18 protein-coding genes and 1 pseudogene are annotated in these 21,476 nt (G+C 66.1%); 12 read left to right on the forward strand and 7 right to left on the reverse strand.

The features are described from left to right. Entirely contained in the window at positions 1-930 is a 930-nt protein-coding gene (locus A3M7_RS0129180) for a GTP-binding protein (RefSeq protein ID WP_027547101.1), read from the forward strand. Positions 931-988: 58 nt separating this feature from the next. Here the strand turns inward: A3M7_RS0129180 and A3M7_RS0129185 are convergent, their stop codons facing one another. Both A3M7_RS0129185 and A3M7_RS0129190 read right to left on the reverse strand, forming a co-directional pair. Then, positions 989-1,813 carry a TIGR04222 domain-containing membrane protein gene (locus A3M7_RS0129185; RefSeq protein ID WP_027547102.1) on the reverse strand — a complete coding sequence of 275 codons (825 nt, stop codon included), beginning with the start codon at positions 1,811-1,813 and terminating at the stop codon, positions 989-991. A 4-nt stretch (positions 1,814-1,817) separates the two neighbouring features. After that, positions 1,818-2,372 (reverse strand): hypothetical protein, encoded by a 555-nt coding sequence (locus tag A3M7_RS0129190; RefSeq protein ID WP_245284346.1) that lies wholly within the window; start codon positions 2,370-2,372, stop codon positions 1,818-1,820. 198 nt (positions 2,373-2,570) lie between these two features. Here A3M7_RS0129190 and A3M7_RS48940 point away from each other — a divergent pair. Together A3M7_RS48940 and A3M7_RS0129200 are read left to right on the forward strand one after the other, a co-directional pair. Continuing rightward, positions 2,571-2,795 (forward strand): annotated as a pseudogene (locus A3M7_RS48940) (GTP-binding protein); the annotation flags it as partial. Between the two features lie 44 nt (positions 2,796-2,839). After that, the gene (locus tag A3M7_RS0129200) at positions 2,840-3,703 is read left to right on the forward strand and encodes a DUF1989 domain-containing protein (protein ID WP_049823744.1); all 864 of its coding nucleotides are present in this window, start codon (positions 2,840-2,842) and stop codon (positions 3,701-3,703) included. A 136-nt stretch (positions 3,704-3,839) separates the two neighbouring features. Here A3M7_RS0129200 and A3M7_RS0129205 read toward each other — a convergent pair whose 3' ends face one another. Next, positions 3,840-4,217 (reverse strand): tautomerase family protein, encoded by a 378-nt coding sequence (locus tag A3M7_RS0129205; RefSeq protein WP_027547106.1) that lies wholly within the window; start codon positions 4,215-4,217, stop codon positions 3,840-3,842. A 166-nt stretch (positions 4,218-4,383) separates the two neighbouring features. Here A3M7_RS0129205 and A3M7_RS0129210 point away from each other — a divergent pair, with 166 nt between their 5' ends. Continuing rightward, a complete protein-coding gene (locus A3M7_RS0129210; protein WP_027547107.1) occupies positions 4,384-4,983 on the forward strand; it encodes a TetR/AcrR family transcriptional regulator in 600 nt (199 codons plus the stop codon). Positions 4,984-4,986: 3 nt separating this feature from the next. Here A3M7_RS0129210 and A3M7_RS0129215 read toward each other — a convergent pair whose 3' ends face one another. Beyond that, positions 4,987-5,457 carry a hypothetical protein gene (locus A3M7_RS0129215; RefSeq protein WP_027547108.1) on the reverse strand — a complete coding sequence of 157 codons (471 nt, stop codon included), beginning with the start codon at positions 5,455-5,457 and terminating at the stop codon, positions 4,987-4,989. Positions 5,458-5,468: 11 nt separating this feature from the next. Further along, entirely contained in the window at positions 5,469-5,969 is a 501-nt protein-coding gene (locus A3M7_RS0129220) for a hypothetical protein (RefSeq protein WP_027547109.1), read from the reverse strand. A 295-nt stretch (positions 5,970-6,264) separates the two neighbouring features. On the opposite strand from A3M7_RS0129220, the gene A3M7_RS0129225 reads away from it, so the two are divergent. From A3M7_RS0129225 to A3M7_RS0129250, 5 genes are all read left to right on the forward strand, one after another. Next, positions 6,265-7,947, forward strand: a complete 1,683-nt coding sequence (locus A3M7_RS0129225; protein WP_027547110.1) for a methyl-accepting chemotaxis protein — start codon at positions 6,265-6,267, stop codon at positions 7,945-7,947. A gap of 12 nt (positions 7,948-7,959) precedes the next feature. After that, on the forward strand, positions 7,960-8,631 hold the full coding sequence (locus tag A3M7_RS0129230; RefSeq protein WP_027547111.1) for an aspartate/glutamate racemase family protein: 672 nt from the start codon (positions 7,960-7,962) through the stop codon (positions 8,629-8,631). A 148-nt stretch (positions 8,632-8,779) separates the two neighbouring features. Next, the gene (locus A3M7_RS0129240) at positions 8,780-10,501 is read left to right on the forward strand and encodes an AMP-binding protein (RefSeq protein ID WP_027547112.1); all 1,722 of its coding nucleotides are present in this window, start codon (positions 8,780-8,782) and stop codon (positions 10,499-10,501) included. 12 nt (positions 10,502-10,513) lie between these two features. Next, the gene (locus A3M7_RS0129245) at positions 10,514-13,819 is read left to right on the forward strand and encodes a carboxyl transferase domain-containing protein (RefSeq protein WP_027547113.1); all 3,306 of its coding nucleotides are present in this window, start codon (positions 10,514-10,516) and stop codon (positions 13,817-13,819) included. Between the two features lie 191 nt (positions 13,820-14,010). After that, on the forward strand, positions 14,011-15,867 hold the full coding sequence (locus A3M7_RS0129250; RefSeq protein ID WP_027547114.1) for a sigma-54-dependent Fis family transcriptional regulator: 1,857 nt from the start codon (positions 14,011-14,013) through the stop codon (positions 15,865-15,867). A gap of 300 nt (positions 15,868-16,167) precedes the next feature. Here the strand turns inward: A3M7_RS0129250 and A3M7_RS0129255 are convergent, their stop codons facing one another. Further along, positions 16,168-16,722: a flavin reductase family protein gene (locus tag A3M7_RS0129255; RefSeq protein ID WP_027547115.1), complete on the reverse strand. Its 555-nt coding sequence runs from the start codon at positions 16,720-16,722 to the stop codon at positions 16,168-16,170. A 57-nt stretch (positions 16,723-16,779) separates the two neighbouring features. Next, complete coding sequence (locus tag A3M7_RS0129260) at positions 16,780-17,877, reverse strand: LLM class flavin-dependent oxidoreductase (protein WP_027547116.1); 1,098 nt, start codon at positions 17,875-17,877, stop codon at positions 16,780-16,782. A 216-nt stretch (positions 17,878-18,093) separates the two neighbouring features. Here A3M7_RS0129260 and A3M7_RS0129265 point away from each other — a divergent pair, with 216 nt between their 5' ends. The 3 genes from A3M7_RS0129265 to poxB all read left to right on the forward strand — a co-directional run bounded on the left by A3M7_RS0129265 (position 18,094) and on the right by poxB (position 21,473). Further along, positions 18,094-19,008, forward strand: coding sequence for a 2-dehydro-3-deoxygalactonokinase (locus A3M7_RS0129265; protein ID WP_027547117.1), 915 nt, complete (start codon positions 18,094-18,096; stop codon positions 19,006-19,008). Between the two features lie 14 nt (positions 19,009-19,022). Next, positions 19,023-19,655, forward strand: a complete 633-nt coding sequence (locus A3M7_RS0129270; RefSeq protein ID WP_027547118.1) for a 2-dehydro-3-deoxy-6-phosphogalactonate aldolase — start codon at positions 19,023-19,025, stop codon at positions 19,653-19,655. 81 nt (positions 19,656-19,736) lie between these two features. Beyond that, entirely contained in the window at positions 19,737-21,473 is a 1,737-nt protein-coding gene (gene poxB / locus A3M7_RS0129275) for a ubiquinone-dependent pyruvate dehydrogenase (RefSeq protein WP_027547119.1), read from the forward strand. Positions 21,474-21,476: the final 3 nt, after the last annotated feature.

Raw genomic sequence — 21,476 nt, forward strand, 5'->3', positions numbered from 1 at the left:
ATGCCGGTCCCCATTCTCCTGGTCACGGGCTTTCTGGGGGCGGGCAAGACCACGGTCGTCAACCATCTGCTGGCGCATGCGGAGGGACGGCGCATCGCCGCAATCGTCAACGATTTCGGCGCGATCAACATCGACGCGGAGCTGATCGCGGGCGCGAGCGACGGCGTGGTGAGCCTCGCCAACGGTTGCATCTGCTGCTCGCTCGAAGGCGACCTGCTCCGCACGCTCGCGACGCTGCTGCGGCGCGATCCGAAGCCGGAGTACATCGTCATCGAGACCAGCGGCGTCGCCGATCCCTCCGATATCGTGCGCAACCTGATGGATCCGGTGATCCTGCGCGAGGCGCCGCTGGAAACCGTGCTCTGCGTGATGGACGCAGATACACCGCCGTCAGCCTTCGATGACGCGCTGATGCGCGCGCAGCTGCGCGTCGCCGATATCGTGGCGCTGAGCAAGCTGGATCTGGCGGACGAGGGCGCAGGTGCCCGGATGCGCGAGGCCATCCGCGCGCTGCGCGTCCCCGCCGTGGTGGTCGATGCGCGGCACGGCGAGATTCCGTCCGTGCTGCTGTTTCCCGCAGCCATCGATCGCGCGCCTGCGCCGCGTGAGCCGGGGCCGAAGCGCCCGGCAGAAGAACGCTTCGAGACGCTGAGCTGGACCTCGGATCAGCCAATCTCGCTGCCGCGCCTGCAGCAGGCCATCGGCCGGCTCGCGCCAAAGCTCGCCCGCGCCAAGGGCCTGTTCGAGACCGTCGAGCAGCCCGGCCGCCTGACCGTGTTCCAGTTTGCCGGCGGCCGCGCGACGCTGGCGCCGGGTGAGGCGCCGACACCGGGCGTGCCGCGGTCGCGGATCGTCTTCATCGCCGAGCTCGGGGTGCTCTCGAAGGCCGAGCTCGACGGGATCATGGCGGGGTGCGTTGCCGGCGGCTGAGGCGCGTGCCGGGTCGCGATCCGTGTCGTATGCCCTCGGTCCGGCTACGGCGTATCGTTCAGCTACAGCCGCCGCATCCACCACCACCGCCGCCGCCACCTCCGCAACCCCCACCGCCGCTGTCGCCGCCTCTGCTGCTCATCGTCTGCGACGCGCTGTAGACGGAGGCGTGCGCCGTCCCCGTCAGCACGACGGCGCCCGTCAGCGCGACGGCGAGGAGCAGCTCGTGGTCGAGCGGCGCACGCGACGCGCGCTCATTCGAGGCCTGATAGGTTTCGAGGACGTTGGTGCCGGCCCGCGTGCGTCGCGGCGTTGTCGCCAGCACGACACCGGCGACTGCGGTGACCAGGATCAGGAACAGCAGAAAATCCACGGGATGATGCCGCAACGAGCCGACCACGGCCTTGGTGAGGCCAAACAGCATCAGCAGCCCGACGAAGGGCAGGACCGTCATGCGGAAGGACGCCATCTGCTCGCGGCTCGGGCAATAGCCGGACCGTTGCAGGCGTTGCTGGATGCGCTCGACGACCGGCTGGATGGCCGTCTGGAATTGCTGCCGCGTCATGTCGGGCTGAAGCTGCATCCGCGGCGGTTGGCCGATCAGGGTCGCCAGCGGTGCCTGGTCGACGACGGTGATCTTGCGACCGTCGGACTCGATGATGGCGCCGTTTCCGGAGGTGAGCCTGAACAGCACGGCATCACCAAGTCTTTTGGCGCCGCCGGCGAGATAGGCCAACTCCAGGATGCCCAGCCGGCCGCTCGCCTGCGCGCCCGGACCGATCTCCGACTTGAGGCGGAAGCTCAGCCAGAAGATCGTGAAGGCAAGTGCCAGATAGAGGGTGAGGAAAGGGCCGGCCGTCCAGTTGAAAGGATTCCATACCATCGGTTCACCTTTTGGATAGACGTCGGATCCAGGCCATCGGTCTCGGAACGATCAGCCAGTTGCTGCGGTCCGTCACGTGATAGCGCGGGCGTCCGAAGCGGAGATGCGTCGCCGGCCACAACTCAGCGGCCGGCGGCCCGAAGAACTGCTCGTGCAGCACCAGCGTCTCGGCATATTGCCGGCGATAGACCATCTGGGCCTCCGGCCCGCCCGGCGTCGGATCGTGATGCAGCGGGGCCTGGAGCGCCTCGCCGCACCAGATCGTCCAATAGTCGCGTGAATAGATCAGGTGTTGATGCCAGACCTCGTCGACCACCTCGCTCGGCGTCACCGGCGTCGGCGAGACGACGGCGAGAAAGCAGAAGCGTCGATAGGCGTCGACGGCTGCACGGGCATCCTCGAGGCTCCAGCCATGATCGCGCGCAAGCCGGCGGGTGAAGTTCAGCGGCGTGTCGGGCTCGAGATCATGCTGCGCAATGCGCTGCCACAAGGCCTGTCGCGGAGGCGTCCAAACCGGGGCATTCGACTGAAGATCGACCTTGATTGGCGTCCCCTGCAACGAAAGCTCCGAATGCTCCTCCATATACCAAGAATAGCACGTGCGATGGACCTGTACGAGGGGTTGAACGAGGACTTTCCGACCCAACATAGAGGGGATGGCGGCAAGGTCGGGCTTCAGTCCTCCGTCGGCAGTCCATCCCCGTGCACATACCATTCCGCCCGCGACGCCCACTGCACGTGCCGGTCCGGCGTCGCGCCCCTCGCGCCAAAGCTCGCCCGCGCCAAGGGCCTGTTCGAGACCGTCGAGCAGCCCGGCCGCCTGACCGTGTTCCAGTTTGCCGGCGGCCGCGCGACGCTGGCGCCGGGTGAGGCGCCAAGCCCAGGCGTGCCGCGGTCGCGTATCGTCTTCATCGCCGAGCTCGGGGTGCTCTCGAAGGCCGAGCTCGACGGGATCATGGCGGGGTGCGTTGCGAGCTGCTGAGATGAGGCGGTAGGATGGATTGCAGTCACAGGGATCAGCCTTGCATGTCGCCCATAATCGCACCCGCAGACGCCGCTTCGCGCCGCGCCGCCAAGGCGACGATCGTCTATCCGGCCGGCACGATGCCCGGGCCCGACTTGGCCGCGCTCAAGCAAGCCCGCCGCACGATGGTCAAGACGCACGAGCTCACCGTGCCGCCACGCGATGCCAGAACATTTCGCGTGGCGCGCGGCCAGTTTTTCCGCATCGTCAGCATCGATGGCCCTCAGGTCGGCGACCTCAATCTCTGGAATGCAGAGGATCTCTCCGAGCGCTTCTTCAGCGGCAAGACGCGGGCGCTCCACGGCACGCATGTCGGCATCGGGGACCGGCTCTGGAGCAATATGCCCTACCTTCGGCCGATGGCGACCATCAGTCACGACACGCTCGGCTGGTACGGCTTCGATGAGGACGGCGCCGGCATTCACGATGTCATCGGCACGCGCTGCGATCCCTATACAAATCTCCTGTTGAACGGCACGGCTTACGATTTCTGCTGCCATTCCAACCTGTCCCGCGCGCTTGCCGCCGAGCTCAAAATGGAGCCCCGCGCAATCGAGCATCATGTCCACGACGTGCTCAACGTCTTCATGTGCACCGGCTTCACGAAGGACACGCACCAATATTTCATGAAGGCAAGTCCGGTCCGTCCCGGCGACTTCATCGAGTTTCTCGCGGAGATCGACCTGCTCGGCGCGTTGTCGGCCTGTCCCGGTGGAGACTGTAGCGCAACCCATTCCAGCGATGCTGCGGCATGCCATGCGCTCAAGATCGAGATCTTCGAGCCGGATCGAACGACGCTGAAGAACTGGAGCTGGCCGTCGCCAAGTGCGTATCACCGTCGCCATGGTGGGCATGCGCAAGGCTGAGCTTCAATCCTCCACCGGCAATCCGTTGCCGTGCACATACCAATCCGCGCGAGACGTCCAGTGCACGTGCCGGCCGGGCGTCGCGCCCAGCGGCTCGTCGAACGCGCCGGGGCGGGTAACTCCGCGCCGGGCAAATTCACGCGAACTGCGCGAGGCCGTGGCCGACCGACCAGTTCTCCCTGGGGGCATCGAGCACGTTCACGAACACGTCTTCGGGCCGGATGCCCGGATTCTCGCCGAGCAGGTCCGCGATCCGGCGGTACAGCGCCTTCTTCTGCTCAGGGGTGCGCGAGGCGAACACGGTGATCTGGATCAGCACGGCGTCCTCGCTTCGCGCGACGCCATAAGCATTGCCGCAGCGGAAGTTCGCGGGGTCATGCTCGCTGATGGTCATGAACTCGTCGCCCTCGGGCACGTTCAGCGCCTCCCGCATGGCACGGTAGAGGCCGTCGAGGATCGCCTGCCGGTAGGCGTCGGGCTTTCCGGCGCGCATCGAGATGTGAAGGAGAGGCATGAGCTGGTCCCTTTGCATGCGGGCCGATCGGCCAAGGCGCTTGGTGCGCGCCGGCGGTCCGGCTCATTGACGAAACGGGCTATCAATCCCAACTAGTTTTTGACACCATGTCGAGAAAACACGTTCTTGACACCGTGTCAAATACATTCAGGCCGAGGACCGACATTTGAGACCGCGCGAGTTCGACCACGACGACGTCCTGCGCATCGCGTTCGACCAGTTCTGGCGCAAGGGCGTGCGCGGCACCTCGCTGTCGGACATTGCGCGCGATGCCGGCGTCCAGCGCGGCAGCCTCTACAATGCCTTCGGCAGCAAGGAGGCACTGTTCCTCCAAGCCTATGAACGCTATGCGGGCGATTATCTCCTCGCCCTGCAAAAGGCGCTCAGTGCGGGCAGTTTGCGAAAACGCCTCACGGCGTTTTTCGATCTGACCATCGTGAATTTCCGCTCGGGCTCGCCGCCGCGCGGATGCCCGACCACGCGCGGCCTGATGGAGCTCGGCGCGGTCGAAGGCGAGGGGCTCGACGAGGAAGCGCGCCAGGCCTTTGCGAACCTCATCTCGCGCATCACCGCGCTGGTTCAGGACGCATTGTCGGCAGGCGCGAAACGCGGCGAGTTCAACGGCAATCCCGCGGTCGCAGCGCTGCACATCATCACGGTGACGCGCGGCCTCGCCGTGCTCGAACGGGCCTTCGGCGACGAGGCGCAGCTGCGCAAGATCGCTGCCCACACGATCGATCTCGTGCTCGGCAAGGCGGGCGGTTAGGCGTCAGCAGCAGGCAAGCGCGTTGACCGCCCGCGTTGCCGCATCCTCGTTCCCGGAGCCGACGAACTGGCAGACGACAGACTCGAGTTCACCCGGCTGCTCGCTGCGGGCGACCGCCAGCAGCCGCATCAATTCCGCCTCGTCCTTCGACAGGCGCCGGCACGATGGCGGCATGAAGCACAGCTCGCACGGCCGGCCGCTGCGCAGGATCCTGACGAGCGCCGCAGCCCGTGCAACCAGCAACGGGCTGTCGGCAATGCCGGGCGCTTCATCGGCAAAGCGATAGGCCGCCTCCCAGCAATCGGAGGCGCCGGTCGCATAGGCAGCTCCAATGAAGCGGAACAGCGAAAGCGCGACGCGGCAGAATGGATCGTAGCTTTCGATGCTCGGACGGGTCGCAAGCGCGGCCTGGAGCGGGCAGGGTCGCGACTGGCGGGCCGGGTCAGGCACAGGATTGCTCGTAGCCTCCATCATGAACGATCTCGTCAATGCAATGTGGGACTGCCGACAAGCCAGCTCTTCATCACCATCGTCCGGTCCTGGTCAAAAGGCTCGACGTGCCGGTCAGGGAGAATGAGGCCGGCCATGCGGAAGATGGTCGCAAGTCCCCGCACCGGCGCCAGCGCCCAATCCGCGCCCACCGGCGGCAGCCAGCACTCGAACTGCTCGCGCGCGACATCGTCGCGCTCCTTCTGCGCGGCGGCGATCGCCCGCAGGATTCCGTGCTCGCTCTCCGACATGCGCGGACAGGTGGGGCAATGCACTTCGATCGCCGTATGCGCCGTGCAGGCGAAGATCTCGATGATCGCTTCCAGTGATGGCACGGCATCGCCCACGCGGAAGTGATCGTATACCTGCTGGATATCCGCCGCGGTCGGAACGGCACTTCCGCTGCGCGCCTTGGCGCGAAAGCCCCAGATGAAGAGCCGCTCGGCCGCGGTCAGTGCGGGAAGGTCGATGGGCTTGGCGTATGTCGATTGATGCATTGAGCCTCTGGCCTTTCGCTGCGGGCACGCCGCGTCTGGCGCTGACTGTTTGCGCCGATCGTTCTGCCAGAGCCTGTCGCAAGTCAACGCGTCGAAGGCCGATATCGAGGTCTTCTAGATTTGAAGCGTTTGGATATCGGATGCGTCCGGCCCCGCAAACCTGCCGGGCCGCACGCGGCATGCCGGCTGCCTGCCCACGCGATCTCAAGGGATTTGGGGAACCCGAATGCTTAAAGCTTTGCTAAGGGGAACGGGATAAACAGGCATATCAGCCCTTCCAATTTTGCGAGCCCCGATGATTTTCTCCCGCATCAGTTTCAAGCTGGTCCTGATTGTCGGCATCAGCCTCCTCGGCATGATTGCGCTGGCGCCGATCGCGCTTTCGACCCTGCGCACGCAGATGGTCGCCGATCGCCAGGCCAAGACGCAGCAGATGGTGGATGTCGGCTACGGCATCCTGGCGCACTATCAGAAGCTCGAGAGCGAAGGAAAACTCCCGCGCGAACAGGCGCAGGCCGCCGCGATGGCGGAGATCAAGAGCCTGCGCTACGACAAGGTCGAGTATTTCTGGATCAATGACATGACCCCCAGGATGGTCATGCACCCGATCAAGCCCGAGCTTGACGGCAAGGACCTTTCGGGGATGAAGGACCCCGCCGGCAACGCGCTGTTCATGGGCTTCGTTGACGTCGTCAACAAGCAGGGCGCCGGCTTCTACAGCTATCTCTGGCCGAAGCCCGGCTTCGACCAGCCGGTCGGGAAGATCTCCTATGTGAAGGGCTTTGCGCCCTGGGGCTGGATCATCGGCACCGGCATCTATCTCGACGACGTCGATGCCGTGTTCCGCCAGAACGCGACGACGTTCGCGCTGGTCTGTCTTGCCGTGCTCGTGCTGGTGCTCGGTGCCTCCTTCGTGATTGGCCGCAGCGTCACGAAGCCGCTCGCGAAAATCACCGCGCTGACCGAGCGTCTCGCCGCCGGCGACACTGCGTTCGATGTACCCTACGCCGATCGCCGCGACGAAGTCGGCGGACTCGCCAAGGCACTTGCCGTGTTCAAGGACAATGCGTCGGCCGTGGGCCGGATGCATGCCGAGCAGCAGGAGGCGAAGCAGCGGGCCGACGGCGAGAAGCGCAAGACGATGGCCGATCTCGCCGGCAAATTCGAGGCGAGCGTCCAGGCCGTGGTCCGCGACGTGTTCGACGAGGCGCGCGCGATGCAGCAGGCCGCGCAGGGCATGTCGGAGACCGCGAACAAGGCGACCGATCGCGCGAGCTTCGTCGCGACTGCCTGCCAGCAAGCCTCGAGCAACGTGCAGACGGTGGCCTCCGCCGCCGGCCAGCTGTCGTCCTCGATCACCGAGATCAGCCAGCGCGTCGCGCAGGCCGCGACGGTGGCCGACAAGGCGGCCGCCGACGGCCAGCGCACCAACGACACCGTGCAGGGGCTTGCCGCCGCCGCGCACAAGATCGGCGAGGTCATCGACCTCATCAACCAGATCGCCTCGCAGACCAACCTGCTCGCTCTCAACGCCACCATCGAGGCGGCGCGCGCGGGCGAATCCGGCAGGGGTTTTGCTGTGGTCGCGAGCGAGGTGAAGTCGCTGGCGAGCCAGACCGCGAAGGCGACCGACGAGATCGGCGCGCAGATCACCGCGATCCAGGCCGAGACCAACCAGGTCGTCGGCAACATCGAGAGCATCCGCAAGACCATCATGGAGGTCAACGAGATCTCCTCGTCGATCGCAGCCGCCGTCGAGGAGCAGGGCGCGGCGACCCAGGCGATCGCGCACAGCGTGCAGGAGGCGGCCTCCGGCACCGACCAGGTCTCGCAAAACATCTCCGGCGTGACCGATGCGACCGCCGAAACCGGCCAGGCCGCCGGTCTCGTGCTGCAATCCAGCGGCCGGTTGACGCAGAAACTGCAATCGCTCGAGGACGAGGTCAGCGCCTTCGTTGCCGGCGTGCGGGCGGCCTAGTATATCGGCAGGATGGACCCAAACTCCGATCGGCGCGTGCGCATCCTCCTGATCAATCCGAACAGTCTTGAGGCGACCACGGCGATGATGGTCGCCATCGCGAAGTCGGCCGCCGCGACCGGTTTCGACATCGACGGCGCCACGGCAACGCGCGCGCCGTCTATGATCGTGTCGGCGGAGGCGCTGGAGGCGGCCGCCCCCGAGGTCGAGGAGATCGCGCGGGCGCATCAAGCTACCTCGGACGGCATCATCGTCGCGGCGTTCGGCGATCCGGGCCTTGCCGGAATCAGGGCGGCGATCAGGCTGCCTGCGGTGGGCATCGGCGAGTCGTCGATGCTGGAGGCCGCCGAAGGAGGCCGCCGCTTCGGTGTGGCGACCACGACGCCGCTGCTCAAAGCGAAGATCGACGCATTGCCGGACACGCTGAGATTGCGATCGTGCTACACCGGCACGCGCTTTGCCGAAGGCGATCCGAACGAGCTGATGCGCGATCCGGCGCGGCTGCGTGCAGCCCTTGCCGGCGCGGTCGAGGCCTGCATCGCGCAGGACGGGGCGGAGGCTGTCATCATCGGCGGCGGGCCGCTGGGGGAAGCCGCGCGCGAGCTTCAGCCGATGTTCACTGTCCCCGTCATCGCGCCGATCCCGTCGGCCTTAAGGCGGATCGTTCGCCTCGTCACGGCGTAATGCCTGCTTTTTTCCGCGCCGCGGCATCGGCCGTGATGCGGAAAACTGTTTTCCTTGACATGACGTCAGCCGTGCTCGACGTGTAACGACATCGAGTGATGGCACGCGCGTGCCCTCGCGAAAAGAAAAACAGCACCGGGATGACGTCATGAACGCGGGCATCAGCGAAAAGGACTACCTCGCCACCCTGCGCGGCCTGTGGGACAAGGCCTGGCCGAAGGGCATGCCGCGTTCGCCGAACTATCTGCACGGCGAAGTTCCCTTGACGGAATATCTGCGCGTCTGGGCGAAGCGGAGCCCGGATCGTCCCGCGGTGATCTTCTACGGGCACGTCACCACCTACGCCGATCTCGACCGGCAGAGCGACCGCTTCGCGGCGCTGTTGCAGGCCAAGGGCGTGCGCAAGGGCGATCGCGTCGCCGTCTTCCTGCCGAACTGCCCGCAATTCCACATCGTGTTCTTCGGCATCTTGAAGCTCGGCGCGGTCCATGTCCCCGTCAGTCCGCTGTCGCGCGCGTTCGAGCTGTCCTACGAGCTGAACGACACCCAGGCCGATGTGATCGTGGCGCTGGACCAGCTCATCCCCGTCGTCGAGCAGGTGCGGGGCGAGGTACGGCTGCGCGAGATCATCGTCACCAGCTTTACCGATGTCGTGCCGGCATCGCCCGCATTTCCCGCACCGGACTCGATCCGCGCGCCGCGCATCGCAGTCGCAGGCGCGACCGATCTGCTGCCCGCGCTTGCCGCGCTGCCCGCGCCTGCGCCGCTGCCGCCGCCCGGCCTCGACGAGGTCGCCGCGCTGAACTACACCGGCGGCACCACCGGCATGCCGAAGGGCTGCGTCCATACCCATCGCGACATGGTCTACACCGCCGCCGCCAATTACGGCATCTCGGTGCTGTCAGACGAGAGCAGCGTGTTCCTGTCGTTCTTCCCGGAGTTCTGGATCGCGGGTGAGAACCTTGGTTTGATCTTCCCGCTGTTCTCCGGCGCGACGCTGGTCCTGCTCGCGCGCTGGGATGCCATCGGCGCGATGGCCGCGATCGACAAGTACAAGGTCACGATCACCGCGATGCCCGTCGATGGCGCGGTGGAGTTGATGGATCATCCGCGCTGGAGCGAGTTCGACCTGTCGTCGTTGAAGCAGGTGCGCGTTGTCTCCTTCGTCAAGAAGCTCAACGCCGACTATCGCAAACGCTGGAAGGATCTCACCGGCACGATCCTGATGGAGGCGGCCTGGGGCATGACCGAGACCCACACCTCCAACACCTTCACATCAGGCTTCCAGGACGACGATTTCGATCTCAACAACCAGCCGATCTTCGTCGGCCTGCCCGTCCCCGGCGCCGAATTCAAGATCACCGATTTCGAGACCGGCGCGCTGCTGCCGCTCGGTGCCGAAGGCGAGATCCGCGTGCGGACGCCGTCGCTGCTCAAGAGCTACTGGAACAAGCCGGAGGCGACCGCCGAGTCTCTCGTTGACGGCTGGCTGCGCACCGGCGACATCGGCAGCATCGACAAGGACGGCTTCCTGCACTTCCTCGGCCGCCGCAAGGAGATGCTCAAGGTCAAGGGCATGAGCGTTTTCCCGCCGGAGATCGAGGCGCTGCTGGGGCAGCACCCGAAGGTGCTGGGCTCGGGCGTGGTCGGACGCGACGATCCCGAGAAGGGGCAGGTGCCGGTGGCCTATATCCAGCTCAAGCCGGAAGCGGTCGGTACCATCTCGGCGGAAAGCCTGCGCGCCTGGTGCGCCGAGCGCATGGCCGTCTACAAGGTCCCGGAGATCCGCATCATTGCAGCCCTGCCCCTGACGGCGACGGGCAAGGTGAAGAAGCAGGACCTCGATCCAAATCTGCCTGCCGCAGTCTGAGTGAGAGACATCATGTCGTTCAAGAAACTCCTGATCGCCAATCGCGGCGAGATCGCCATCCGCATCGCGCGCGCGGCGGCCGATGCCGGCATCGCGACGGTTGCGATCCACCCAGCGGACGACGCGCTGTCGCTGCATGTGCGTGTCGCCGACGAGGCGGTCGAAATCCCCGGCCGCGGCGCGCGGGCCTATCTCGACATCGAGGCGGTGGTGACGGCGGCGAAGAGTGCCGGCTGCGATGCGGTGCATCCCGGCTATGGCTTCCTCAGCGAGAACGCGGCGTTCGCCAAGGCTTGCGGCGATGCGGGCATTGTTTTCGTCGGGCCGAAGGCTGCGGCGCTCGAGCTGTTCGGCGACAAGGTCGCGGCGCGGCAATTGGCAAAACGCTGCGGCGTGCCGATCATCGCCGGCACCAGCGGGCCGTCGTCGCTGGAGGAGATCACGGCGTTCTTCACATCGCTTGGCAACAATGCGGCGATCGTGATCAAGGCAATGGCCGGCGGCGGTGGCCGCGGCATGCGCGTGGTCGAGAGCGCAGCCGACCTCGCGGAAGCCTATGCGCGCTGCCAGTCCGAGGCCAAGGCGGCGTTCGGCTTCGACGGCGTCTATGCCGAGCGGCTGATCCGCCAGGCGCGCCATATCGAGGTGCAGATCATCGGCGACCGCCACGGCGCGATCTCTCATCTCTGGGAACGCGAATGCACCATCCAGCGCCGGCACCAGAAGCTGATCGAGGTGGCGCCGAGCCCGTCACTGAGCGAGCCCCTGCGTGGTCGGATCATCGAGGCGGCAAGGCAGCTTGCGACCGCCGCGGCGTACGACAATCTCGGTACCTTCGAGTTCCTGGTCGACGGCACGGCGGAGGACAGCTTTGCCTTCATCGAGGCCAATCCGCGGCTCCAGGTCGAACACACCGTGACGGAAGCGGTGCTCGGCCTCGACCTCGTCCGCGCCCAGCTTGCGGTCGCTGCGGGCAGCACGCTGGTCTCGCTCGACCTTGCGCAGGGATCGATCCCGAAGCCGCGCGGCTACGCCATGCAGCTCCGCGTCAACATGGAGACGCTGGACGAGACAGGCGCGACGCATCCGACCGGCGGCGTGCTCGCCGTGTTCGAGCCGCCGTCGGGACCCGGCGTCCGCGTCGATAGCTTTGGCTATGCGGGCTACAAGACCAGCGCGGCCTTCGACTCGCTGCTCGCAAAGGTCATCGTGCATACGCCGGGCGAGGCCTGGCATGACGTGGTCGCCAAAGCCTCGCGCGCCTTGCGCGAATTCCGGATCGACGGCGTCGTCACCAACATCGCGTTTCTCCAGGCCGTGCTCGCGCATCCCGACTTCAGGACCAATCGCATTGCGACCGATTTCATCGACCGCAACATTGCGAAGCTCGTGGAGGCCGCCGACGGCGCGGCCAAGCCGCTCTATTTTGCCGCGACCGAGCGAAGCGGCGGTCACGGCACCGAGGCACAAGTCGCGCAGGTCGTGCCTGAAGGCGCGGTGATGGTCGCGGCACCCTTGCAGGGGACTATCGTCACCATCCAGGTGAAGGAAGGCGAGATCGTGCGCCCCGGCCAGCAGCTCGCCGTGATCGAGTCCATGAAGATGGAACATCTCGTCATGGCCGAGCAGGGCGGCCGCGTGATGAAGCTCGTCGCCGGCGACGGCGTCACGCTGATGCATGGCGAAGCGATCATGTATCTCGAGCCGCTCGACGTCGCAGCCGATCATTCCGCGGCGGAGACCGATGTCGATCTCGACCATATCCGCCCCGACCTCGCCGAGCTGATCGCGCGCCAGGCCAACACGCTCGATGCGAACCGGCCGGCCTCGGTCGAGCGCCGCCGCAACACCAATCAGCGCACGGCCCGCGAGAACGTCGCCCAGCTCGTCGACGACGGCTCCTTCATGGAGTACGGCAGCCTCGCGATTGCGGCGCAGCGCCGCCGGCGCAAGCTCGATGATCTCATCAAGAACACGCCGGCCGACGGCCTCGTGATGGGCGTTGCCACCGTCAATGCGGAGAATTTCGGCCCGGAGGGTGCGCGCTGCATCGTCGTGGCCTACGACTACACCGTGCTCGCGGGCACGCAGGGCCACATGAACCACAAGAAGATCGACCGCATGCTGACATTGGCGGAAGATTGGCGCGTGCCGCTGGTGTTCTACGCCGAAGGCGGCGGTGGCCGGCCCGGCGACACCGACCGGCTCGGCATGACAGGTCTCGACGGCCCGTCCTTCGTGCAGTTCGCAAGGCTCTCCGGCCTTGTGCCTGTGATCGGCGTCGTCTCCGGCTATTGCTTTGCCGGCAATGCCGCGATGCTCGGCTGCTGCGACGTGATCATCGCGACCAAGAACGCTTCGATCGGCATGGGCGGCCCCGCCATGATCGAGGGCGGTGGTCTCGGCGTCTACCATCCGGCCGAGGTCGGCCCGGTCTCGTTCCAGTCGCCGAACGGCGTGATCGATATCCTCGTCGAGGACGAGGAGGAGGCGACGTCCGTTGCTCAGAAATACCTGTCCTATTTCCAGGGCGCGGTGACGGAGTGGCAAGCCGCCGATCAGCGCCTGCTCCGCCGCGCCATCCCGGAGAACCGCCTGCGCGTCTACGACATCCGCAGCGTGATCGATCTCGTCGCCGACAAGGATTCCGTGCTGGAGTTGCGCCGCGACTACGGCGTCGGCATGATCACCGCGCTGATCCGCATCGAGGGCAAGCCGTTCGGCCTGATCGCCAACAATCCGCGCCATCTCGGCGGCGCGATCGATGCCGACGCTGGCGATAAGGCCGCGCGCTTTCTCCAGCTGTGCGACGCCTTCGATCTGCCGATCGTCTCGCTCTGCGACACGCCCGGCTTCATGGTCGGTCCGGAGGCGGAGAAGACCGCGATCGTGCGCCACGTCTCGCGCATGTTCGTGACTGGCGCCAGCCTCACCGTCCCGCTGTTCGGCATCGTGCTGCGCAAGGGCTATGGGCTGGGCGCGCAGTCGATGATCGGCGGCGGCTTCCATGCCTCGTTCTTCACCGCGGCCTGGCCGACGGGCGAGTTCGGCGGCATGGGCCTCGAAGGCTATGTCCGCCTCGGCTTCCGCAAGGAGATGGAGGCGATCGCCGATCCCGAAGAGCGCGAGACCTATTACCGCAACAAGGTCGCCGAGCTCTACGCCAACGGCAAGGCGGTCTCGATCGCGTCCGTGTTCGAGATCGACAACGTCATCGACCCCGCGGAGACGCGGCGCTGGATCATGGCGGGGCTTAGGTCGGTGCCGAAGCCCGAGCCGAGGACGACGAAGAAGCGGCCCTGCATCGATACGTGGTGAGGGCGGTGCAGCAATTTATGGACGACGTCATTCCGGGGCGATGCGAAGCATCGAACCCGGAATCTCGAGATTCCGGGCTCGCGCTTACGCGCGCCCCGGAATGACGAAGGACCCCCGTTTCCGGTTCCCGATTGACATCCCCACCCGTGCTGCCAGACTTTGCACAATAATACAGGGTGGAGACGTCCGCGATGGCCAGCCTTTCGGCCTCGAACCATGTCGCCCGTGTCTTGTCCGTCGCCAATCACGTGGCCGACGTCGATGCCTCTTCGCGGATTGCCAATTCCTGGCGGCGCTGCCTGATCAGCCACAAGCTCGATCCCGCCCGCCAGGGCCCGCCGCAGACGCTGACCGAGGCCGAGATCCGGCAGGTCGCCGAACCGATGGAGGAGACGATCCGGCTCGCAACGCCCGAGCTCGACGACCTCGCCCGCGTGCTGCGCGACGCCGGCTACTGCGTGAATCTGGCCGATGTGAACGCGACCATGCTGTTCAGCCGGCTTCCGGGCGAAGCCGATGCCAGGATGTTTCTGGACTGGAAGATCTACACCGGCTCGAATTTCGCCGAAACTTGTGAGGGCACCAACGGGCTCGGCACCGCACTCGCCGAGCAGAAGCCGATCCTGGTGCATCGCGACGAGCATTTTCGCGCGCAGTGGCACATGTTCTCCTGCGCCGTGGCGCCGCTGTTCGACCAGGCCGGGCGGCTCGCCGGTGCGATCAACATCACCTCCTGCCGCGAGGATCTCGAACGCGCCGCGCATCAGCTCGCGCTCGCGGTGACCATGGAGGCGACGCGGCGGATGGAGGGCGCGATCTTCCGCGGCCATTTCCGCAACGCCTGGATCGCGACGGTGCCGGGTGACGGCGGCAGCGGCCTGCTCGCCTATGACGACGACCGCCGCATCGTCGGCGCCTGTCGTTCCGCGCGTGCGCTGCTCGGCCTCACCGACGGCATGATCGCATCGGGCATCGATCTGTCGCGTTACATCAAGTTCGATCATCACGCCGCGCGCAGCGCGGACGATGTTGTTGACCTGCGCCGAGCCGATGGCAGTCCGTTGGGCCAGGGCCATGTCGCTCCGCCGCTGCGCGCGAGATCACACGCTCCGCGCCGCGATGCGCCTGTCGATCGCTTCGATACTCTGAGCCGGCTCGCCGGCCGCGATCCCGGCCTGATCAGAAGCGTGAAGCGGCTCAGGAGCATCGGCGATCACAATCTGCCGGTGCTGCTGCATGGCGAGACCGGCGTCGGCAAGGACGTGTTCGCGCGCGCCATTCACGCCGCCAGCAACCGCGCGCGCAGCCACTATGTCGCGCTGAACTGCGCGGCGATGCCGGAGAGCCTGATCGACGCCGAGCTGTTCGGCTACGAGGCCGGGGCCTTCACCGGCGCGCGGCGCGAGGGCTCGAAGGGCCTGATCGTGCAGGCCGACGGCGGCACGCTGTTCCTCGACGAGATCGGCGACATGCCGATCGCGCTGCAGACGCGCCTCTTGCGCGTGCTGGAAAACCGCGAGGTCTGGCCGCTCGGCGCGCTCAAGCCGGTGCCGGTCGACATCCGCCTGATCAGCGCCACCCATCGCGATCTCGGCCGCATGGCGGAGGAGGGCGCCTTCCGCGCCGATCTCTATTTTCGTCTCCGCGGCATGGAGGTGAAGCTGCCAAGCTTGCGCGAGCGCGCCGACCGCGACGACATCATTCGCCAGATCGCACGCGAGGAAGCGCCCAATTGCCGCCTGTCGGACGAAGCCTGGGCGTTGCTCTCGGCCTATCACTATCCCGGCAACATGCGCCAGCTCCGACACGTGCTGCGGCTTGCCGGCTGCACCGCGGAGAATGGCGTCATCGCCGATGCCGATCTCGATCTGCCGCCGTTCGGTGGCCGTGCGGCGGAACCGGACCTCGCTGCGGCCGAGCGCGCGACGATCATCGAGGCGCTGCGCAAGCATGGCGGCCGTGTGACAGAAGCGGCGCGTGCGCTGAAGCTCAGTCGTGCCACGCTGTATCGCAAGATCAAGCAGCTGAAGATCGAGACCGCGCAGTAGGCGCTCAATTGCATGTGGCGAACGTCTTCCCCACTCCCCTTGTGTGAGAGGGTGGCTCGCCGAAACAGCGGCGGGACGGGTGAGGGGTTCTCTCGGTGAGTCCGGATTCGTAGGGTGGGCAAAGGCGCGCTTTGCGCCGTGCCCACCATCGATCCAACTCTGCAACAGAAGTGTGGGCACGCTTCGCTTTGCCCACCCTACGATATCCGTGTTCGTGGATAGAACCCCTCATCCGTCGCTTCGCGCCACCTTCTCCCACAAGGGGAGAAGGAAGAGCAGCACGCTTGGAGCGTGGCTCCCTTACGAAAAATCCGTCCAGCTCAGATGCCGCGAATCGAGGTCGCCGACTGAAACGGTGCCGCGGATTTCGTGGGGAACGTGGAAGCTGCTGCGCAGATAGACGAGCGGTGCAGCCCCGTCGGAATGCGACACCCCGCGGACCTCGCCGACGAAGATCGAATGCGTCTTGGTCTCGAACTCCTGCGCCAGTTCGCAATCGAACGCGGCGACCGCATCCGTCAGCACCGGTGCGCCGGTGGCCCCGCGCGTCCATTGCCCGAACGCAAAGCGGTCGTCGCCATTGACGCCCTTCTGGCCGCTGAAGGTGAGCGCCAGCAGCGCGTGGTCCTCGTGCAGGAAGTTGATCGCGAAGGCGCCTTCCTCGCGGATCCGCGCATGCGCGCTGGCGTTGCGGTTGACGCAGACGATCAGCGACGGTGGATTGTCCGACAGCGAGCAGGCCGAGGTGACCGTGAGTCCCGTTCGCTTGCCGTGCTCGGCACCGACCGTGACCAGCGCGACGGCGCCGGCACATTGGCGCATCGCCTGCTTGAAATCCTTTGCGTCCACGCTCACGCGGAAATCTCCGAAACGGGTGCGGATGCGGCACGATCGCGCCGCATCCGCGTCGGGTCAAGCCGCCTTCTTCGCGGAGCCGAGATGCTTCAGGCGCGGCATCACCTCGTTGCTGAGCAGCGAGAGCGAATGATGCCAGGCCTCGGCCTTGTGCTTGTAGTCGAAGCCGAACACCAGCAGCACGCCGAAACCGCCGACCTCCTCGTAGATCTTCTCGATCTTCTCGGCGACGGTCGCGGGCGAGCCGACGATCCAGTTCCGCTTGGCGCAATATTCGACGGTGACGTCGCTGTCGGGCACGTCGGGCGCGTGCTTCAGGTAGTCCTTGAAGCCGAAATGGCCGAGCAGGGGCAGGAAGTACTCATGCATCATCCGGCCCATCATGTCGCCGGTCGAAAGCTTCCAGGCCTCCGCGTCGGTGTCGGCGACGAAGACCTCGCGCACCAGACGCCAGTCCTGCCGGTTCGGCTTGCGGCCGGTCTTGGCAGCACCGATCTCGACCGAATCCCAATGGCTGCCGACATAGGCGGGATTGAGGTTGAGGCTCATCGGGATGAAGCCGCGTTCGCCGGCGAGCTTCAGCGTGTCCGAGTTCTTCGACAGCCCGGCGACGCCGATCGGCGGATGCGGTGCCTGCAACGGCTTGATGTGGGGCTTGAGGAAGTCGAACATCGTGTCCGGCTTGGTCACCGTCCAGAATTTGCCCTTGTAGGTCCAGGGCGCGGGATCGGTCCACATCTTCAGGATGATTTCCAGCGCTTCGCGGGTCATGTCGCGGTTCTGCCCACTCATGCCGTCGACGTTGAACATCGCCCAGTCGCTCGGCAAGCCGCTCGCCGCGACGCCGAAATTGAGCCGGCCTTCGGACATGTGGTCGAGCATGGCGACGCGGTTGGCGAGTTCGGCCGGGTGGTGATAGGGCAGCAAGAAGCCGCCGGGCCCGATGCGCAGGCGCTTGGTCTGCATCAAGGCCTGCGCGATCAGGAGGTCCGGCGTGGGATTGGGTTCCCATGGTGCGGTGTGGTGCTCGCCGACCCAGGCCTCCTGATAGCCGAGCTCGTCGAGCCAGCGCATGACTTGCAGGTCCCAGTCATTTCCTTCCTTCAGGCCGCACTCCGGCGGATGCGAAGGCATCGTGAAATAGCCGATCTCCATGGGTTTCCTCTCCATAATTGACGCGTCTTGCTGCGCGGTTCACGGATGTGAGCGGGGAGGCATGAGCAAGCGGTGTGCCAGCGCGGCAGCGTCTCAGGCCTGCGAGAAAACGCTGGTTTGCGGCGGCAATAGCCGATATCCCGGGGCGAATTTGCTGGCCGTCGTCTCATTGTCGCGAGACGGCGTCTTGCCGCTGAGACGAGGACGAGACCTGAGATGACCGAACCCGCCTATGTCGCGGTGGACTGGGGCACCAGCAGCTTCCGCCTGTGGTTGATCGATCGGGCCGGCCGGGTCCTGGCCGAGCGCCGTAGCGATGAAGGCATGCTGGCGGCGGCCAAGGCCGGATTTGCCGGCGTGCTGCAATCGCATCTTGCGGCGATCGAAGCGCCGGATCATCTGCCCGTTCTGGTCTGCGGCATGGCCGGCGCCAAAACCGGCTGGGTCGAGGCCGGCTATGTCGACACGCCGGCGCCGCTTTCCGCCATCCTGAAGCGGGCCGTGCGCGTGCCGGGCGAGGCGCGCGACATCCGCATCCTGCCCGGCATCGCGCAGCGCGACGTCAAGGCACCGGATGTGATGCGCGGCGAGGAGACGCAATTGCTCGGCGCGCTCGGCCTCGAGGCCGCCGGCGAAGCGCTGGTCTGCATGCCCGGCACGCATTCGAAATGGGTGCGGGTGAAGGACGGCACGGTCGCGCATTTCTCCACCTTCATGACCGGCGAGCTGTTCAGCGTCGTGTCGCGCGAGACGATCCTGTCGCTCGCGGTCGCCGGTGCCGATGACGCCGAGGATGTCGCGAGCTTCAAGACGGCGGTGAAAGCTGCGTTTGAGGCGCCGGCCTTTGCGGCCAATCTCCTCTTCGGTGCGCGGTCGCGCCAGCTGCTGTTCGGCGGCACGCCGGCTGCGGCGCGCGAGACGCTGTCGGGCACCTTGATCGGTGTCGAGCTGGCGGCGGGTCTCTCCGGCGCCGTGCCGAAAGCCGGCGTCACGTTGATTGCCTCGGGGCGGCTCGCCATGCTGTACCGGCTCGCCTTCGACGCGCTGCCGGTGATCGTGACGCCGATCGATGCGGATGAAGCCGTCCGCCGCGGCCTGTCGATGGCAGCCGCGGCCATCTGGACGAGTTAAGAAGGATCCTTGAGATGAGCGTTCCCTTTCCCCCGATGCAGCGTCCGCTGGTCGCGATCCTCCGTGGCGTGAAGCCGGAGGAGGCCGAGGCGATCGTCAGCGTGTTGATCGAGGCCGGCATGACGGCGATCGAGATCCCGCTGAATTCGCCCGACCCGTTCCGCTCGATCGCCACGGCCGCGAAGCTCGCGCCGGCCGGCGTGCTGATCGGCGCCGGCACGGTGCTGACCACGGCAGATGTCGATCGTCTCAATGACGTCGGCGGCAAGCTGATGGTCTCGCCGAATGTGGATACGCAGGTGCTCGCGCGTGCGCATCAATACGCCATGGTGACCTTGCCGGGCGTGTTCTCGCCCACCGAGGCGCTGCTTGCCGCGCGCTCTGGCGCATCGGGGCTGAAATTCTTTCCGGCGAGCGTGCTCGGCGCGTCCGGCATCGCCGCGATTCGCGCGGTGCTGCCGGCCGGCGTGATGATCGCAGCCGTCGGCGGCGTCTCCGACCAGAATTTTGCGGAGTATATCAAGGGCGGCGTCACCGCATTCGGGCTCGGCTCCAGCCTCTACAAGCCCGGCATGAATGCGGCGGATGTCGCAGCTCGCGCAAAGGTGACGATCGCGGCCTACGATCGGGCGATTGCGAAAGACTGACCTCGCAATAAACCAGCCGTGATCCCGTCACGGTCGCGCATTATCCTATCTTGCCGTAGCAGGCGAGATCAGGAGACCGACATGGCGATCAACAACGTGGCCGATCTGTTCGTGGCAACGCTCGAACAGGCCGGCGTCAAGCGGATCTACGGTATCGTCGGCGACAGCCTGAATGCTTTTACGGAGGCGCTGCGGCGCCGCGGCACCATCGAATGGGTTCATGTCCGGCATGAGGAGGTTGCGGCGTTCGCAGCCGCCGGCGAAGCCGAGATGACCGGAAGCCTTGCGGTGTGCGCGGGTTCCTGTGGCCCGGGCAATCTGCATCTCATCAACGGCCTGTTCGACGCGCATCGCAGCCGCGTCCCCGTACTGGCGATCGCGGCGCAGATCCCGTCGGCCGAAATCGGCGGCGGCTATTTTCAGGAAACCCATCCGCAAAACCTGTTCCGGGAATGCAGTCATTATTGCGAGCTGGTCTCGGATGCGAGCCAGCTTCCTTTCGTGATCGAGAACGCCATCCGCGCGGCCGTGGGCCTGCGCGGCGTCGCCGTCATCGCCATGCCCGGCGACGTCGCTTTCCGCGCCCCGCCGAAGCGCGCGCTCTCGACGGCGCGGGGACTCGCGCTGTCGGCGCCGAGGGTCTCACCTGAGGCCGATGAGCTGAAGGCGCTGGCCGACCTCCTGAACGGCGCCGAGCGCATCACGCTGTTCTGCGGCCGTGGCTGCGCCGGCGCGCATGCCCCGTTGATGCAGCTTGCGGAAGCCTTGAAGAGCCCGATCGTGCATGCGCTCGGCGGCAAGGAGCACGTCGAATACGAAAATCCCTACGATGTCGGCATGACCGGCTTCATCGGCTTCTCCTCCGGCTATGCCGCCATGCATGCCTGCGACGCCCTGTTGATGCTCGGCACCGATTTCCCCTATAAGCAGTTCTTCCCGACCGACTGCCAGATTGCGCAGATCGACATCCGCCCGGAAAATCTGGGACGGCGGTGCAGGATCGACCTCGGCCTCGTCGGTGATGTCAAGCAGACCATCGAGGCGCTGCTGCCGCTGTTGAAGACGAAGACGCAGCGCAAGCATCTCGACGATGCCGCTGCGCATTACAGGAAGGCGCGCGAAGGGTTGGACTCGCTCGCCAGGGGTACCCCGGGCAGCAAACCGATCCATCCGCAATATCTCGCAAAGGTCATCAGCGACCATGCGTCCGAGGATGCCGTGTTCACCGCCGATGTCGGCACGCCCACGGTGTGGGCGGCGCGCTATCTCGAGATGAACGGTCGACGCCGGCTGATCGGCTCCTTCGTGCACGGTTCGATGGCCAATGCGATGCCGCAGGCGATCGGGGCGCAGGCCTCGCAACCCGGCCGCCAGGTCATCTCGCTGTCGGGCGACGGCGGCTTCACCATGCTGATGGGCGATCTGATCACGCTGACGCAGATGAAGCTGCCGGTGAAGGTCGTCGTCTTCAACAACGGCGTGCTCGGCTTCGTCGCGCTGGAGATGAAAGCCGCCGGCTTCGTCGACACCAATGTCGACCTGCAAAACCCCGATTTCGCGGCGATGGCGCGCGCAATGGGGATATTTGCGAGGCGCGTCGAGGACCCCGGCGAGCTCCCGGGCGCGATGAAGGAGATGCTGGCCCACAACGGGCCGGCGCTGCTCGACGTCGTCACCGCCAAGCAGGAGCTGTCGATGCCGCCGACCATCACGCCCGAGCAGATCAAGGGTTTCAGCCTCTGGGTGCTGCGCGCGGTGATGAACGGCCGTGGCGACGAGGTGCTCGATCTCGCGAAGACCAACCTGCTGCCGCGCTAGGCG

The sequence above is a fragment of the Bradyrhizobium sp. WSM2254 genome (assembly GCF_000472645.1).
Lineage (GTDB): Bacteria > Pseudomonadota > Alphaproteobacteria > Rhizobiales > Xanthobacteraceae > Bradyrhizobium > Bradyrhizobium niftali.

Bases quoted from the DNA above. Each gene is read 5' to 3' on its own strand.
- A3M7_RS0129180 (WP_027547101.1), top strand. From the start codon at position 1: ATGCCGGTCCCCATTCTCCTGGTCACGGGCTTTCTGGGGGCGGGCAAG.
- A3M7_RS0129185 (WP_027547102.1), bottom strand. From the start codon at position 1,813: ATGGTATGGAATCCTTTCAACTGGACGGCCGGCCCTTTCCTCACCCTC.
- A3M7_RS0129200 (WP_049823744.1), top strand. From the start codon at position 2,840: ATGTCGCCCATAATCGCACCCGCAGACGCCGCTTCGCGCCGCGCCGCC.
- A3M7_RS0129205 (WP_027547106.1), bottom strand. From the start codon at position 4,217: ATGCCTCTCCTTCACATCTCGATGCGCGCCGGAAAGCCCGACGCCTAC.
- A3M7_RS0129215 (WP_027547108.1), bottom strand. From the start codon at position 5,457: ATGATGGAGGCTACGAGCAATCCTGTGCCTGACCCGGCCCGCCAGTCG.
- A3M7_RS0129220 (WP_027547109.1), bottom strand. From the start codon at position 5,969: ATGCATCAATCGACATACGCCAAGCCCATCGACCTTCCCGCACTGACC.
- A3M7_RS0129225 (WP_027547110.1), top strand. From the start codon at position 6,265: ATGATTTTCTCCCGCATCAGTTTCAAGCTGGTCCTGATTGTCGGCATC.
- A3M7_RS0129230 (WP_027547111.1), top strand. From the start codon at position 7,960: ATGGACCCAAACTCCGATCGGCGCGTGCGCATCCTCCTGATCAATCCG.
- A3M7_RS0129240 (WP_027547112.1), top strand. From the start codon at position 8,780: ATGAACGCGGGCATCAGCGAAAAGGACTACCTCGCCACCCTGCGCGGC.
- A3M7_RS0129245 (WP_027547113.1), top strand. From the start codon at position 10,514: ATGTCGTTCAAGAAACTCCTGATCGCCAATCGCGGCGAGATCGCCATC.
- A3M7_RS0129250 (WP_027547114.1), top strand. From the start codon at position 14,011: ATGGCCAGCCTTTCGGCCTCGAACCATGTCGCCCGTGTCTTGTCCGTC.
- A3M7_RS0129260 (WP_027547116.1), bottom strand. From the start codon at position 17,877: ATGGAGATCGGCTATTTCACGATGCCTTCGCATCCGCCGGAGTGCGGC.
- A3M7_RS0129265 (WP_027547117.1), top strand. From the start codon at position 18,094: ATGACCGAACCCGCCTATGTCGCGGTGGACTGGGGCACCAGCAGCTTC.
- A3M7_RS0129270 (WP_027547118.1), top strand. From the start codon at position 19,023: ATGAGCGTTCCCTTTCCCCCGATGCAGCGTCCGCTGGTCGCGATCCTC.
- poxB (WP_027547119.1), top strand. From the start codon at position 19,737: ATGGCGATCAACAACGTGGCCGATCTGTTCGTGGCAACGCTCGAACAG.